General features: G+C 34.1%; 13 protein-coding genes and 1 tRNA gene. 6 read left to right on the top strand and 8 right to left on the bottom strand.

Going from position 1 to position 15,092, the window contains the following annotated elements; translation table 11 throughout:
• Positions 1–690: phosphoribosylaminoimidazolesuccinocarboxamide synthase (locus tag ABJF52_RS01080; RefSeq protein ID WP_348145034.1), on the top strand; the 690-nt coding region annotated here is incomplete at its 5' end.
• A gap of 11 nt (positions 691–701) precedes the next feature.
• Here the strand turns inward: ABJF52_RS01080 and ABJF52_RS01075 are convergent.
• On the bottom strand, positions 702–1,361 hold the full coding sequence (locus ABJF52_RS01075; protein ID WP_348145031.1) for a 3'-5' exonuclease: 660 nt from the start codon (positions 1,359–1,361) through the stop codon (positions 702–704).
• A complete protein-coding gene (locus ABJF52_RS01070) occupies positions 1,361–3,283 on the bottom strand; it encodes a DUF294 nucleotidyltransferase-like domain-containing protein (protein WP_348145028.1) in 1,923 nt (640 codons plus the stop codon). Before ABJF52_RS01070 ends, ABJF52_RS01075 begins: the two co-directional genes overlap by 1 nt.
• A gap of 274 nt (positions 3,284–3,557) precedes the next feature.
• Between ABJF52_RS01070 and ABJF52_RS01065 the strand changes: the two genes are divergently transcribed.
• Genes ABJF52_RS01065 through ABJF52_RS01055 form a run of 3 tightly spaced genes read left to right on the top strand, consistent with a single transcriptional unit; the run spans position 3,558 to position 8,984 of the window.
• Positions 3,558–6,320: a DUF1553 domain-containing protein gene (locus ABJF52_RS01065; protein ID WP_348145025.1), complete on the top strand. Its 2,763-nt coding sequence runs from the start codon at positions 3,558–3,560 to the stop codon at positions 6,318–6,320.
• Positions 6,321–6,324: 4 nt separating this feature from the next.
• Positions 6,325–7,782 (top strand): DUF1501 domain-containing protein, encoded by a 1,458-nt coding sequence (locus tag ABJF52_RS01060; RefSeq protein WP_348145022.1) that lies wholly within the window; start codon positions 6,325–6,327, stop codon positions 7,780–7,782.
• 59 nt (positions 7,783–7,841) lie between these two features.
• Entirely contained in the window at positions 7,842–8,984 is a 1,143-nt protein-coding gene (locus tag ABJF52_RS01055) for a hypothetical protein (protein WP_348145019.1), read from the top strand.
• 80 nt (positions 8,985–9,064) lie between these two features.
• On the opposite strand, the gene ABJF52_RS01050 is transcribed toward ABJF52_RS01055, so the two are convergent.
• Positions 9,065–9,138: transfer RNA gene (locus ABJF52_RS01050), tRNA-Met, on the bottom strand.
• Positions 9,139–9,275: 137 nt separating this feature from the next.
• Here ABJF52_RS01050 and ABJF52_RS01045 point away from each other — a divergent pair.
• Both ABJF52_RS01045 and ABJF52_RS01040 read left to right on the top strand, forming a co-directional pair.
• A complete protein-coding gene (locus tag ABJF52_RS01045) occupies positions 9,276–9,659 on the top strand; it encodes an START-like domain-containing protein (RefSeq protein ID WP_348145016.1) in 384 nt (127 codons plus the stop codon).
• 54 nt (positions 9,660–9,713) lie between these two features.
• A complete protein-coding gene (locus ABJF52_RS01040) occupies positions 9,714–10,571 on the top strand; it encodes an aminotransferase class IV (RefSeq protein WP_348145013.1) in 858 nt (285 codons plus the stop codon).
• Here the strand turns inward: ABJF52_RS01040 and ABJF52_RS01035 are convergent.
• The 5 genes from ABJF52_RS01035 to ABJF52_RS01015 form a co-directional block, all read right to left on the bottom strand.
• Complete coding sequence (locus ABJF52_RS01035; protein WP_348145010.1) at positions 10,568–11,128, bottom strand: YqgE/AlgH family protein; 561 nt, start codon at positions 11,126–11,128, stop codon at positions 10,568–10,570. The genes ABJF52_RS01040 and ABJF52_RS01035 overlap by 4 nt on opposite strands.
• A gap of 111 nt (positions 11,129–11,239) precedes the next feature.
• Positions 11,240–11,512, bottom strand: coding sequence for an HU family DNA-binding protein (locus ABJF52_RS01030; protein WP_348145007.1), 273 nt, complete (start codon positions 11,510–11,512; stop codon positions 11,240–11,242).
• A gap of 170 nt (positions 11,513–11,682) precedes the next feature.
• Complete coding sequence (gene fmt / locus ABJF52_RS01025; RefSeq protein ID WP_348145004.1) at positions 11,683–12,630, bottom strand: methionyl-tRNA formyltransferase; 948 nt, start codon at positions 12,628–12,630, stop codon at positions 11,683–11,685.
• The gene (locus ABJF52_RS01020) at positions 12,627–14,522 is read right to left on the bottom strand and encodes a RecQ family ATP-dependent DNA helicase (protein ID WP_348145002.1); all 1,896 of its coding nucleotides are present in this window, start codon (positions 14,520–14,522) and stop codon (positions 12,627–12,629) included. Before ABJF52_RS01020 ends, fmt begins: the two co-directional genes overlap by 4 nt.
• 3 nt (positions 14,523–14,525) lie before the next feature.
• On the bottom strand, positions 14,526–15,092 hold a 567-nt coding region (locus tag ABJF52_RS01015), incomplete at its 5' end, for an ATP-binding protein (RefSeq protein WP_348144999.1).

Here is a 15,092-nt window from a genome sequence, read left to right as displayed (position 1 = left end):
GCCATAGGCCATGCCTGTGAACCATTTAAGGTTGAAATGGTGATAAGAGGATACCTTTCCGGCCATGCGGCACGCGAATATAAAGCAGGAAAAAGTATGCTTTGTGGTGTTGCGATGCCAGAAGGAATGCAGGAAAATGATAAATTTCCTAATCCGATTATTACGCCGGCTACAAAAGCTGAAATGGGAGATCACGATGAGGATATTTCGAGAGAGGGTATTCTAGATAGAAAAATAGTTTCAGAAGAAGACTATAGTGTACTTGAAAAGTATACCCAAGCTTTATTTCAACGAGGTACTGAGATTGCTGCCTCTAGAGGATTAATACTTGTGGATACCAAATACGAATTTGGAAAAACCAGTGATGGTACGATAGTATTGATTGATGAGATTCACACGCCAGATTCGTCACGATATTTCTATGCTGATGGATATCAGGACAGACAAGATAGAGGAGAACCACAAAAACAATTGTCCAAAGAATTTGTTCGTCAATGGTTAATTCAAAATAAATTTCAGGGACTTGAAGGGCAGACCGTTCCTGAAATGTCTGATGAATACATAACTTCAGTATCAGAGCGATATATTGAGTTATATGAGAATATAACGGGAGAAACTTTTGTAAAAGCAGACATATCTAACATTCAACAACGAATAGAACAAAATGTGCTTAGTTATATGAAGAACTAAGATAGAAGCGTTTAACTCATTAATTTTTTGAGACTAAATTTTGCTTTCTTTTTAAGCTTTTCCATTATTTTTAAAAATGCAATAGCCGTTATATAACTATCACCCAAAGCGGTATGCCTGTCTTTTTTGGCGATGTCAAACTTTTCCGCTAATTCATCTAAAGAATATTGTTCTTTACGCGTTAATAATGGAGAATAGATTAAGGTTTTCTTATAGAGGTAAGATGTGTCTAATACCTTGTTCAATAATTTTGGTAGACCATAACGCTCTAGAGCACAATTTAACATTCGCATATCAAAACCTGCATGATGTGCCACAATAACCGAATTACCTAAAAACGCTAAGAATTGTTGTAAAGCTTCTATTTCCGAGATACTTTCCTTTCGTTCATCCCTTAAAATACCATGTATTTCTACATTTTTGGCATGGTAATAATATTGATCTAAATAGACCTCAAAACTATCTTGTACTACTATGGTATTATTTATAAGTGATAAGGCTCCGATACTTAGAATACGGTCTTTTTCATAGTCAAAACCAGTAGTTTCTGTATCGAGAACTACGAAACGAATTGCATTGATATCATCTGGTAATTTTTGACTGAAGGTATCTTCGTACTCATGCCAAAAATCTGGCAAATGTATTTTTTTCTTTTTTTTAAATATTCTCATTAGCCTAAAAGATTAGCAACCATATAACGCACTTTAATCAACTCCTGTAGTTCCTTAATTGTTTTAAAGGTGCGTTTAAGTTTAATTTTTTCTTCTTTGCTAAGGGTATCTAAAGCAATAAATCGCCCAGAATCGTTATGGAGTAAACCTTGTTTGGTCCTAAATTTAAGAAGCGCTTTTGTTGCATAAGAGCATGCCAAAAATAACTCTTGACTATTAGGCTCTAGTTCTGCCAGTCGTTCAAACCTTTCAGCTGTATTATTAATCGATTTTATTTGATGTGATAAAATAAGTACCCTGGCCGCATCTACCAATGGCATTAGGGCTCTCCGTTTTAAATCGAAGAAGTCTTTATGAGCCCCATCATCTTCCACTAAAAATGACCTGAAAAAACCAGAAGGAGAAGGATTTTGTAATGCTCCACTGGCCAAATGCCTAAAAAATACGGGGTACGTTGATGTTTCTTTAAAAATATGTTCTGTTAGTTTATCAGCCAATTCTTTCTCACCATAAACCAAAGTGTAGTCAAAAAAGATAGATGATAATAACACTTCTTCAGGCCCAGGGTAGGCAATCCAATGGGATACAGATGCTTTCCATTGCGATAAACTTAAGCACCATTTGGGGTTAGAACCCATCATTTCTGCAGGGCAATATTCATAACCAATTTTCATCAACCCTTTGGTAATCATTTGAGCTAATCGTAAAAAATATTTGCTGGTTTCGGCTATTTCCGAATCAGGAACATCTTCAAAAATAAGGGCATTGTCTTGATCAGTATGTAATAATTGCTCACTTCTACCTTGACTACCCATACTTAACCATGAAAATTTAACTGGTGGTGGGGCGCTCATTTCTTTTAATGAAAGCTTAATTACTTGTTTAACACAGGCATCATTAAGTTCAGAAATAATACGGGAAGTTAGGGTCATAGGTATATTCTGATCTAAGTACCCTTGAAGCAGATTCATTATACTTTTTCGTATAAGTTTTATCTTTTTAACCCTACTAGCCCTTTTAATGGCTTTCATAAGTACGGCAGGGTTATTACCTAAAGTTAACATCAAATCATGCTTAGAAAGTATGCCAACGGCAGCTGTATTTGTGGTACCATCTTCGGTAAGGCATAAATGACTAATATCACTTTTCATCATAGCCATTTGCGCCTGCGATACGGTCATTGTATCAGGGTAGGTAATAACTGGTGAACTCATAATGGCGCTTGCTTTGGCCGTAATGGGTAAAAGACCAGTAGCTACTTTATTACGTATGTCTTTATCTGTAATAATACCTACTGGCAATTTATTTTCTAATACTAGCATGGCGCCAACCCGCTTTTTTGTCATTCTTTCAGCAATCGTTTTTATAGTAGTCGATTTGGAGCAACTAATGAGTTTTTTAGAATAAGTGACTTGTTGCAAATCGAACATTACGTTACCCGAAGAATCATTGTTTACAGCTTCTCGTTCACTTACCAATTGTCCTTTTTGCTTAATGGAATATGGGTTTCTAGTATTTGAAGCAAAACTTTCCAAAAGAAAGTTACTAACATCTTCATAGTTTTGTGAAAAAGGTCGAAAGGAAGCTAAGGGTATAGCGTATAGTATACTTTCCTCAAAGGCAAAAGCATCCATTTTATAATTTTCATTCGCTATTAGTGGTCGTAAACCGAAGATATCTCCCTCATCGCACATATCTAACAACGAATCTTTCTCTTTGTTTTTTAGGATTACAGCACCCTTATGCACCACGTAAAAACATTCATGAGGCATTTCATCAGTTTGAAAAATTGGGCTGTCCTTATCTCTATAAACAATTGAAACTTTACTAGCTAAGGTTTCTAAATCCGATTTGCTAATAGCGTTAAAAGGAGGGAAACGCTTTAAAAAATCAGCAACACGAATAGATATGGTATTATTCATACTACAAATTTAAAGAATTCGTATTCTAAAAATCAAAACCACTAATTTTAGTTATTAATTAATAGTTATCAATGTTTTGGAAAAAAAAGGATATAAAAAGAAATATTTAGAATTATTGAATTTTACCGTTACATTAATTGTATTTTAGTAATAATAGAATATTGTTTTTATTTTTATTGACGTTATTCATAGAATAAGCAAGGGGTGAATTATTAATATTCCTTCATAAAATACGTCAACTACTTAATAAATCTATTAGAAACTAATACGCTTAATGAACAAATACCTCTCCCTACTGTTTATTGCAATACTATGTTCTTGTCAAAATTCAGAAGATAAAATAAGTTTCAATCGCGACGTTCGGCCTATTCTAAATAATAAGTGTTTAAGATGTCATGGTGGCGTAAAGGCCAGTGGACAATTTAGTTTACTTTTTGAAGAGGATGCATTCGGTGAAACACAATCTGGCTCACCAGCAATTGTACGTGGTAACCATTCTAAAAGTGAATTTTACAAACGTCTTGTTCATGAAGACCTAGAGTTAAGAATGCCTTTTGATGCTCCAGCGCTATCTCAAGAAGAAATTGACATACTTGCAGAATGGATTGATCAAGGTGCTAAGTGGGAAAAACATTGGGCATATATTCCTCCAAAGAAAGATATTGAACCTCCAAAAATAGATAGTCTGTCTTGGGCAAAAGGAAAGATTGACCAATTTGTTTATGCTAAAATGAAGGAACACGATTTAGGCCCTTCGCCCGAAGCAGATAAAGAAACTTTAATAAGAAGACTATATCTTGATTTAATAGGAATACCGCCGACTTCAGAAGAAGTTGAAGATTTTTTAAACAATAGTGCGGAGGGTGCTTATGAAAATGAGGTTGATAAAATATTAAAATCCCCACATTTTGGAGAACGATGGGCCTCTTTATGGATGGATTTAGCCCGTTATGCCGATTCTAAAGGATACGAGAAAGATTCCAATCGCGAAATATGGAAATATCGAGATTATGTTATAAATGCGTTTAATAGCGATATGCCTTATGATCAATTTTCCATTGAACAATTGGCTGGTGATTTATTGGAAAACCCTTCAGAACAACAGTTAATTGCTACAGCTTTCCATAGAAATACATTGGCAAATGATGAAGGAGGAACCGATAATGAAGAGTTCCGTATTGCTGCTGTGGTAGAAAGGGTTGCGACAACCTATGAAGTATGGCAGGGTACCACTATGGCATGTGTTCAATGTCATAGTCACCCATATGATCCTTTTCGACACGATGAGTTTTATCAATCTATGGCTTTTTTCAATAATGCAAAAGATAACGATTCCTATTTTGAAGAACCCAAGCTTTTTACCTATTCTGAGAGCGATAAAAAAGAAGTAGAATCGCTACTAGAATATATTGATTCAGAGCTTTTGCCAGAAGATAAAGAGGAAAAGGCTATGTATTTGTACAATGAGAAAGATGCAGTTTTAAAACGTCTCGGTTATCGCATTCATGAAGCGGAGTCGTTTTATGAATCTAGCCCTTTTATAGAATTAGATGAAGGTTTACAATATTTATGGCAGGTTCAAGACAGTTCATGGGTGAAATATGACCAATTAAATTTAGAACGTATTAAAGAAGTTGGATTTTTTGCTTCTGCTATTATAGATTATGCCGGTGATATTGACATTCATTTAGATTCTTTAAATGGTAGAAGAATCGGTAAAGCCAAAATTACGAAAACCGGAAAAGGGACAAATGTTATTGAGAATAAAGAAAATATACGTGAATTTAAAATGGCTATTGATGAGGTTACTGGTATTCATGATGTTTACTTAAAATTCTATAAAGGAGATCGTTTTGATGGACATCTTTTTTATTTAGATAAGATGAGGTTTTATGAGGAAGAACCAAGAATGAATTTATATGATAAAGCCTTCAATCAAAAACTGCAGCGACTCGCAGATATACCATCTACATCAACGCCTATTATTCAAGAATTGCCAGCTGAAGAAGCACGAAAAACCCATCTATTTGAAAGAGGCAGTTGGTTAACCTTAGGAAAAGAAGTAGAACGTGGAATTCCAAATATTTATGGTTACTCAGAAGCTGATGAACCAAAAAATCGTTTAGATTTTGCAAAATGGATGATGAGTGAAAAGAACCCCTTAACAGCAAGGGTGGCCGTGAACCGATTTTGGGAACAATTATTTGGGTTTGGTTTGGTTGAATCTATGGAAGAGTTTGGTACGCAGGGAGAAAAACCAACGCATCCTGAATTATTAGATTGGATGGCAGTTCGTTTTGAAAACGAACACAATTGGCAGGTGAAGCCATTCTTGAGAGAAATTGTTCTTTCTGCCACATATAAGCAATCTTCTGATGCCGATGTTGATAAAATTGAAAAGGATGCCCGTAATCAATGGTTAGCGAGAGGCTATCGTACACGATTATCGGCCGAACAGATACGCGATCAAGTATTAACTGTAAGTGGTTTGCTGAATCCTACTATTGGCGGTCCTAGCGTTGTAAATAGTAGTGTAGATGGAGGATGGACAGGTGTGCCTGAGTGGGCAATCAAAGGAGATTCTGCGAAATATCGTCGTTCGTTATATACGTTATGGAAACGGGTTACTCCGCCAAACGAAATGCTGACGTTTGATAGTCCAGATCGTTCAATTTGTGCTTCTCGTCGTATTAGGACAAATACACCATTACAAGCTTTAAATTTATTAAATGACGAAACCTTTTTCGAAGCATCTAATGCCTTAGCCGAGCAAATGGCTAATGCCGATTTAAATGTTGATAATCAGATAAAATATGGTTATTTTAAAGTGATGGGAAGAAAAATTAGTAATGAAAAACTTGTTCTTTTAAAAGAACTTTTTCTTGATGCTGAGTATCATTTCTCAAATGAAAAGATTGATTCAGAGTTTCCAGAAATAGCCAATAATAAAAAAGGTGTTGAAAAAAATAGACTGGCAGCCTTAACCATAGTTGCAAATGCCTTATTGAATTTAGATGAATTTATAGTAAAAGGGTAACACCATGAATATTTTAGACGAAGCACATTTTAGACAAAGCGAATATAATACCAGAAGACATTTTCTAAAGAAGTGTGTTACTGGTATGGGTGCCGTAACATTGGGATCGATGATGGGAGGTGCCAACCTTTTTGCAAAAGATGTACCAAAAAGTGGAGGGGGAGTTGGACTACCACATTTTGTGCCCAAAGCGAAACATGTAATTTATTTGCATATGGCGGGAGCTCCATCGCAATTGGAGCTTTTTGATTATAAGCCTGAACTTCAAAAGATGGATGGACAATCTTGTCCTCCTTCATTATTAGAAGGCAAACGATTTGCTTTTATAAGAGGCGTTCCTCAAATGTTAGGCCCACAAAGTACTTTTAAACAATATGGTGAAACCCAAACTTGGGTTTCTGATTATTTACCCAAATTTGCAGAGGTTGCTGATGAAGTAACATTTCTAAAATCTGTACATACAGATGAATTTAATCATGCTCCTGCACAATTTTTAATGCAAACGGGATCACCGCGTACTGGTCGTCCAAGTTTAGGTGGTTGGGTAACATATGGTCTCGGTTCTCCAAATGATAATTTACCAGGCTTCGTAGTTTTATTATCTGCTGGAGGTCCAACGGGTGGTAAGCGATTATGGGGAAGTGGTTTTCTGCCAACAGTACACCAAGGAGTACAATGTCAATCAACCGGTACACCAGTACAAAATCTTAAAAACCCGAGTGGTGTTAATAGCAAAATGCGTAAAAAATCGGTAGAAACAATAAATAAAATAAACGAGTTAGAATATCAAGAAGCACAAGACCCTGAAATTTTAACTAGAATTTCTCAGTATGAAATGGCCTTTAAAATGCAAACTTCAGTTCCGAAAGTTATGAATATTGATGATGAGCCAGACTACATTCAGGAGATGTATGGAGTTACTCCTGGTGAAAATTCATTTGCGAATAATTGTCTATTAGCACGACGTTTAGTGGAAAACGGTGTTCGTTTTGTTCAATTATATGATAACGGATGGGATATGCATGGAGCTGGACCAGGAGGAGGAGTAGGAGCTGGTTTAAGACGAAAATGTAAACAAATTGACCAGCCCATAGCCGCATTATTAAAAGACCTTAAACAACGGGGTATGTTGGAAGATACATTGATAGTTTGGGGTGGCGAATTTGGACGAACTCCGATGATGGAAGCCCGTACTGGTAAAAATTTCCTGGGCCGTGATCATCATAATGAAGCATTCACAATGTGGATGACAGGAGGGGGAATCAAACGCGGATATACGCATGGTGAAACGGATGAGATTGGCTATTCTGCAATAAGTGGAAAGGTTCACGTTCATGATATACAGGCCACCATATTAAATCAATTAGGAATTGATCATGAACGATTGACATATCGTTTTCAAGGTCGTGATTTTAGATTAACCGATGTACATGGTAATGTAATTAAGGATATATTGGCCTAATTAGGATAAAAATTCACTGAAGAATCATTAGCTTACTAAAAATTTATAAGACAAAACCAATGCTAAAAAAAGTTACACTTTCATTTTTTTCAATCGTAGTTTATTTAGGGTGTTCAATATCATTGTTGGCCCAGAATCATCATCATACCCATGATTTTTCCCATCATGCAAATGAAAATAATGCTATTGCCCATCATCAACATCATACAGGTAATTCTGCTGATGAAGCTCCTATGCAGGCAAAATTAGAAACGGGACAAGGAGATTATATTTTTTCTTGGGATCAAGAATTAACTGCGGCCTTCCCTGAAGCAGCACATGAATTTGAACCTAGAATGCATGGTGGTTTTAATGAAGACCCAGAAACGGGAATAGTATATACAGGAATTCCGGGTTATGGTTTATGTGCTATTACTGCAGACCTTAAAAATTGGTCAGTTCTAGGAACGGATAAAAGATTGAAAGATAATATTCACGGTATTGTTTTCTTTGTTCATAAGGGAGAAAAGTATTTAGCGGTCACACAAGAAGGCAAAAGAGTTTTAGTATTGACATTAGACGGTACTATTGTAAGTGAAATTTTAAAGCCTACTGGCAATGAGTTCAAATTCGAACCTGCAAATGCATTCTTTGCATCAGAGGATAGCAATTTCGGTGTAACCGATGTAACCTATTTAAGAGGTACTTTATATGTCGCTCATGGTTATTCTAAAGGTGATTTTGTAATGACCATAAAGGAAAAAAACGGAATTTGGAATTGGGGCAAATTAGCCTGGGGAGGAAAAGGTGACAATCCGGGTCAGTTTCAAACAGCACATGGCATATATGCTCATGACAATAAAATTCTTGTTGCTAATAGAGCTGCAGGACAAGTGGTGCGATTTACAAAGAAGGGTAAATTTGTTGAGACTTTTAATGATATTCCAGCAGGCAGCCTAGTTTGTAATGTATCATATAAAGATGAGCATTATTTTTTAAATGCCTTAGAAGCTATTGGGGATCAAAAATCTGCTCCGTTATATGTACATTCAGGAGAGGATTTGGTTTCTACAGTAATCCCGGGAGATTTAGATATTCCAGTTTTAACTAATATTCATCAAGTTTGGCCACATTTTGTTACTGAAAATGGTAGCAAACAACTTTATTTATTGGTACATGGATGGAACAAAGGAAAATATGCAGTACTAAAACTTGAGAAATAGTTCATTCAAAAAAAAATGAATTAGTATCAACTCACTAATAATTGTATATAAAAAAAGCTCCCTTTAAGGGAGCTTTTTTGTAGCGAGAGTGGGACTTGAACCCACGGCCTCCGGGTTATGAATCCGACGCTCTAACCAGCTGAGCTACCTCGCCAGTCGTTTTAAAAACGGGTGCAAATATATAGTTTAATTTCATCTTCATCAAAAAACAACAATTAAAATTATTCTGCTTTAAATATTTTTTAATCATTCGGATTTCTATATATTGCCCATATAAACAGAATGCTTTTCATGGACGATAAAATTAAATTTGAGATTGAATTTGTGATACAATCATCACCTCAATTGTTATATACCTATCTATCAACACCTTCTGGCCTTTCTGAGTGGTTTGCAGATAATGTAAATTCACGAGGAGAGATATTTAGCTTTATCTGGGATGGTTCAGAAGAAGAGGCAAAATTATTGAAACGTAAAAGTGATGATTTTGTAAAATTTTCTTGGGTAGAGAATGATGATGATTCTTTTTTTGAAATGAGAATTATTGTTGATGAGATTACAAAGGATGTTTCATTATTTATCACCGATTTTGCTGAAGAAGATGAAGTGGATGAAGCAAAAATGCTATGGGAAAACCAAGTTTCTAGCTTAAAGCAAATCTTAGGTTCTAAATAAGAAGTTACTTTATTGAAGTATATTTGGTCCCGATAAAAAATCGGGACTTTTTTTATGGTAAATTTTAATGGAAAAATAGTATTGCAGGATTCTAATTTGTTCGATCAACAAAATAGGGGACTACGGTATGGAGATGCACTTACAGAAATAATAAGGGTAAAAAATGGTAAGCTAATTTTCTGGGAAGACCATTATTTAAAGCTTATGGCTGCAATGCGAGTTTTACGAATGGAAATACCAATGAATTTTACAATGGAGTTTCTCGAAGCTGAAATCCTTAAACTTCTTAGTGAGCAGGAGCTAAATAGTAGAACTATACTTGTAGATATATTTATTTTCAGAAATTCATCAACGCAAAAATTATTACCTGAAGTTAGCGAAGTATCCTATCTATTAAAAGGACGGAATTTAGCATCTTCTTCATTTAGAATACAGAATGGTGGTTATGAGGTTGAACTTTTTAAAGATTTCTATTTAAGTGCAGACATGCTAACTACAATAAACACGACTAATAAAATGTTGAATGTTGTTGGAAGTGTATTTGCAAATGAAAATGGATACCAAGATTGTTTGTTATTAAATCATAATAAAATGGTGGTAGGTTCTTTAATCGGAAATTTATTTCTGGTTAAAGATAATGTAGTTAAAACAGCCCCTTTAACCGATGGTGCATTAAATACTGTTGTTAGAGATCAATTAATTAAGATAATTCAGGGAACGGAGGGATATGTATTTCAAGAGGCTTCTATATCACCTTTTGAACTTCAAAAAGCTGACGAACTTTTTATAATTAATATAGAGAGCGGAATAATTCCAATAACGAAATATCGAAAAAAAGTGTATACAGCTGATACTGCTAATAAAATAATTGAGAAGTTAAAAGGACTTATACAATTACAAAGTATTATTTAATTTAAACTTGGATTTTCAGGAGCGTTAGACCAAATTACATAATTACCACCCAGTTCGGCCATTTTTTCTTTCCAAAAAGCATTAGAAGATTTTTGAATGATATTGCTTTGGTATTCATTTTTTACTACAATCCAAGATTTAGAAGAAAGTTCTTGGTCTAATTGTAATGACGACCAACCAGAATAGCCCAAAAAGAATCGAATATCATTTTCTGATATTACCTTGTTATTAATTAAATTGATAGTAATATCGAATTCACCACCCCAAAAAATACCATCTGAAATTTCAATGCTATTACTAATTAAATGCGGCACTTTATGAATAAAGTAAAGGTTATCTTGTTCAACCGGTCCACCATTAAAAACTTGAAATGGAATTTTAATTTCAGGTACCAAATCACCAATTTGATATTCTAAAGGTTTATTTAAGATAAATCCTACAGAGCCTTCAGCATTATGTTCGGCCAATAGAACAACTGATCTGTTAAAAGAAACGTCTCCAGTTAAGGCTGGTTCAGCAATTAAAAGTTGGCCTTTTTCTGGCTTTATATCAATCATTTGACTTTCTGATTTCAAACTAAAATAAGATATTTCTTATAAATACCAAAAAGAGGGTATAAAAAAAGCGTCTGCCAAAGGCAAACGCTTTTATACTATAAGAGTAAAAGACTAGTTTACTGAATTAGCTAAATCAGAACCTGCTTTAAACTTTACTACGTTTTTAGCAGCAATTTTGATAGTTTGACCAGTAGATGGGTTTCTACCTTCTCTTGCATTTCTTCTAGAAACTGCCCAAGATCCGAAACCTACTAAAGAAACACGGTTTCCTTTTTTAAGAGAACCTTCAACATTTCCTAAGAAAGATTCCAATGACTTTTTTGCTGCTGCTTTAGTGATGCCAGCATCAGCTGCCATTGCATCGATTAATTCTGTTTTGTTCATAACGTAATTAAATTAATTGTTGTTAAAATTTTATACTAAAGCAAATTTATAGGGATTTGCTTTGAACGCAAGTAAAATAGGGGGAAATCGGCGTTTTTGTTGATAACTCAGGGTGTTTGTTGATAAAGTAGGCTTTTTTCTACACTCTTGAGGCCAATAAAAACAGGGGTTTAGCGAACTTTTGCATTTTCTGAAAACTTTAATCCATTCAATAATGCCGCTACAGCCATCCTTTTTTTACCTGGTAATTGGATTTCTTCAAGAATAACAAAGCCAGAATTAACCGCAATTTTTAATTCCTTTTTGGTAGCTAAGAGTTTGCCAATTTCATAATTATGCGATTCCTTTATTATTGATACTTTATAAATTTTAAGAAAAATTATCTCATCATTATTTATAAGGGTTGTGTTTGCAGTTGGATATGGACTTAATCCTCTTATGTGATTATAAATTTCATTAATAGGTTTATCCCAATCAATTTTACAGGTCTTTTTAAAAATTTTATAGGCTGATTTCATATCACCTTCAAAAACCTGCTTTGTAGTATTTACCTTACCCATTGAAATTAAATCAGCAGTTTTTAATGCCAAAGATGCTCCTAAAACCATTAATTTATCATGAAGGATTCCCGCCGTATCGTCCGAATCAATAGTTATTTCATTTTGAAGAATTATTTCGCCGGTATCAATTTTATCATCAATAAAGAATGTAGTTACACCAGTTTTCGCTTCACCATTAATTATTGCCCAATTAATAGGAGCGGCACCACGATAATTTGGTAGTAAAGATGCATGAACATTAAAAGTACCATACTCAGGCATTTGCCATACCACTTTCGGTAGCATTCTAAAGGCTACAACAATTTGTAGATTGGCATTTAAAGCCTCTAATTCTGCTAGAAATGTTTCGTTTTTGAGATTCGTAGGTTGTAGAATAGGTAAGTTGTTTGCTACAGCATATTGCTTAACTGCCGATTCATTCAATTTTCTACCTCTACCAGCAGGACGGTCTGGCGCTGTAATTACACCAACAACTTCATGTTCGCTTTTATTTATTGTATCTAATGTGGTAACAGCAAATTCTGGTGTACCCATAAAAACAATTTTCAATTTTCTCATCTTCTTAGTTGGTATTCGTTTTTATAATTTAGTAGTATAAGATTTTCTTCTAATAAATATTGTAAGCTTTCTAATACTGAAGTATTATTTACCCTTAATATTTCAATAAGTTTTCTGGATGATTTATCTCCATCTTTTAATAAATCAAGTATTTTATTGTTGATTCCTGTTGTATTGGTAACCTTATATTTAGCCATGCAAATATCGCACTTTCCACAATCTTCATTTTTATTTTCTCCAAAATATGCTAACAGCATTCTATTTCTGCATAAAGTATTATTTTGAACATACGCTAACATATTGTTTAGCTTTTCAGTTTTAGTTTTGTTTAACTCTTCAACTTTTTTGCTAAACAAATTGATAGTGCTGTCATCTTCACGAGGAACTAGAAAATTAATATCAAGATTATTGTCTTGCGCTTTATATGTTATTAAGCCATCTTTTTCTATTTGTACCAATACTTTATTAATTATAGGTTCTGGCTGATTGGTTTTTTTAGAGATTAGTTGCGTATTTATTTTTGTTTCAAAATCAAAAACGCCACCATAAGTTCGCAACAAGGTTTGAATAATATTAGTTGCTTTGCTATTACGATCCATATATTCAAAAAGTATGTTTTTTGAACATATAAATTTTATCTCTGATTGTTTTGAAAAAGATTCAGATAGGGAAATAACGGAATATTGATCCAAAATCCGTAATACATTATACGTTTTTAAAGTGTTTAATTTATAGGTGTTACAAAACGTATAGAGACTAAATTGATAAGCTGTTTCTACCCATTCCCCGTAAGAAATTTGAAAGTAGTTGTTTAATTTATTATATACCTTTTTTATAAATCGAGTGTTGGGTAGAACACTTAAAAACTGGGAGCTAACGTGTGCTTCATCACTTTTATTAGTAATTAAAACTGCCAAGGCTGGTTTTCCATCTCTGCCAGCTCTTCCAGCTTCTTGAAAATAATTCTCCAAGCAATCTGGTATTTGATAATGTACCACTAAGGAGACATCTGCCTTATCTATTCCCATTCCAAAGGCATTGGTGGCAACCATTATCTGAGATTTGTTATTTAGCCAATTATTAAGTTTGGTTTTTTTTTCTACTTTGTTTAATCCACCATGAAAAAAATCTGCCTTAAAATCATGGGATGATAAAAATTGCGACAATTCAACCGAAGACCTTCTGGTCCTTACATAAACAATTACACTGTTTTCAGTTTGTTTGCAAAATTGCTTTAATTGATACCTTTTATCTTCAGTGCGACTAATTCGGAATGCAATATTATCTCTAGCAAATGAATCCTTAGCAACCAATGGGTTAACAAATTGTAGATTGTCTTTAATATCATTAATTACTTTTTCTGTTGCTGTTGCTGTTAATGCAATTAATGGTACTTCTGGAAGAAGTGTTCTCAACTTATCACATTCCAGATAAGCTGGTCTAAAATCATGACCCCATTGTGAAATACAGTGCGCTTCATCAATAGCAATGAGATTAACATTCATGGTAACAATTCTTTTTAGTACCAATTCTTGTTTTAATCGTTCTGGGGATAGATATAAAAATTTATAATTACCATATAAGCAATTGTCTAATAAATTAATTAATTCATCTTGTGGAATACCACCTGTTAAAGCCAATGCTTTAATTCCTTTATTTTTAAGGTTTTCGACTTGATCATGAATTAATGCTACTAAAGGAGAAACAACGATGCATAAACCTTTGTTCATTAAAGTGGGCAATTGAAAACATAATGATTTTCCTCCTCCGGTTGGTAATAACGCTAAGACATCTCTACCCTGTAGCACCGCAGAAATCACTTCTTTCTGAGACCCTCTAAATTCGGAATAACCCCAAAATTGCTCTAAGATTTCTAGAGGATTTTTTTGCACCTATTATTTGTTTGCAGTATTCAATATAAATTTAGTTCGATTTTCAATGGTATCAAAAGGTACTTCTATAACAGTATAACCAAAATTGGAATAACTATTTCTAAGACAATCCTGTATTTTCAATGCTTCATCAAAACTTTCGAATCGTTCTTCATCCGAAGAGAAAATCTCTTTCCACATAGGTAACAAAAAAACCATATCATACGTATGCTCTTCTGCAGCTTCAATAAACGCAGGCAATAAATCCTGATTGTAATGCATCATATATGCTAATACATCAGGAATACCACGATCAAAGAAAATTAGATTATCAACCGATTTTTTAGAAGCAACGTATTGCTTAGTTCTGCCTTCAAGGAGTTTTTTATTAAATTTCAAGGGGTCGTCAACAGAATCAATTGGGTTTGTTTCTAAGGACTTTAAATTTCCTAAATCTTTAGCCTGATTCGTTAAATCTCTAATAATTTCATGAAAACAAAGGTAGTCTTGAGTTTCTAAACTTTGGATTACCGATGTTTTTCCTGTAGCAGGTCCTCCTGTAATAACTATTTTTTTAGAATTCAATACTAA

It is taken from the genome of Aurantibacter sp., from assembly GCF_039941195.1.
GTDB lineage: Bacteria > Bacteroidota > Bacteroidia > Flavobacteriales > Flavobacteriaceae > Aurantibacter_A.
Note: the sequence above shows the minus strand (reverse complement) of the source record. Positions and strands in the feature narration are given on the sequence as shown.

What these genes read in the sequence shown, in the direction of transcription:
- ABJF52_RS01075 (WP_348145031.1), bottom strand. Translation starts at nt 1,361, where the DNA reads ATGAGAATATTTAAAAAAAAGAAAAAAATACATTTGCCAGATTTTTGG.
- ABJF52_RS01045 (WP_348145016.1), top strand. Translation starts at nt 9,276, where the DNA reads ATGGACGATAAAATTAAATTTGAGATTGAATTTGTGATACAATCATCA.
- ABJF52_RS01060 (WP_348145022.1), top strand. Translation starts at nt 6,325, where the DNA reads ATGAATATTTTAGACGAAGCACATTTTAGACAAAGCGAATATAATACC.
- ABJF52_RS01070 (WP_348145028.1), bottom strand. Translation starts at nt 3,283, where the DNA reads ATGAATAATACCATATCTATTCGTGTTGCTGATTTTTTAAAGCGTTTC.
- fmt (WP_348145004.1), bottom strand. Translation starts at nt 12,630, where the DNA reads ATGAGAAAATTGAAAATTGTTTTTATGGGTACACCAGAATTTGCTGTT.
- ABJF52_RS01040 (WP_348145013.1), top strand. Translation starts at nt 9,714, where the DNA reads ATGGTAAATTTTAATGGAAAAATAGTATTGCAGGATTCTAATTTGTTC.
- ABJF52_RS01030 (WP_348145007.1), bottom strand. Translation starts at nt 11,512, where the DNA reads ATGAACAAAACAGAATTAATCGATGCAATGGCAGCTGATGCTGGCATC.
- ABJF52_RS01065 (WP_348145025.1), top strand. Translation starts at nt 3,558, where the DNA reads ATGAACAAATACCTCTCCCTACTGTTTATTGCAATACTATGTTCTTGT.
- ABJF52_RS01055 (WP_348145019.1), top strand. Translation starts at nt 7,842, where the DNA reads ATGCTAAAAAAAGTTACACTTTCATTTTTTTCAATCGTAGTTTATTTA.
- ABJF52_RS01035 (WP_348145010.1), bottom strand. Translation starts at nt 11,128, where the DNA reads ATGATTGATATAAAGCCAGAAAAAGGCCAACTTTTAATTGCTGAACCA.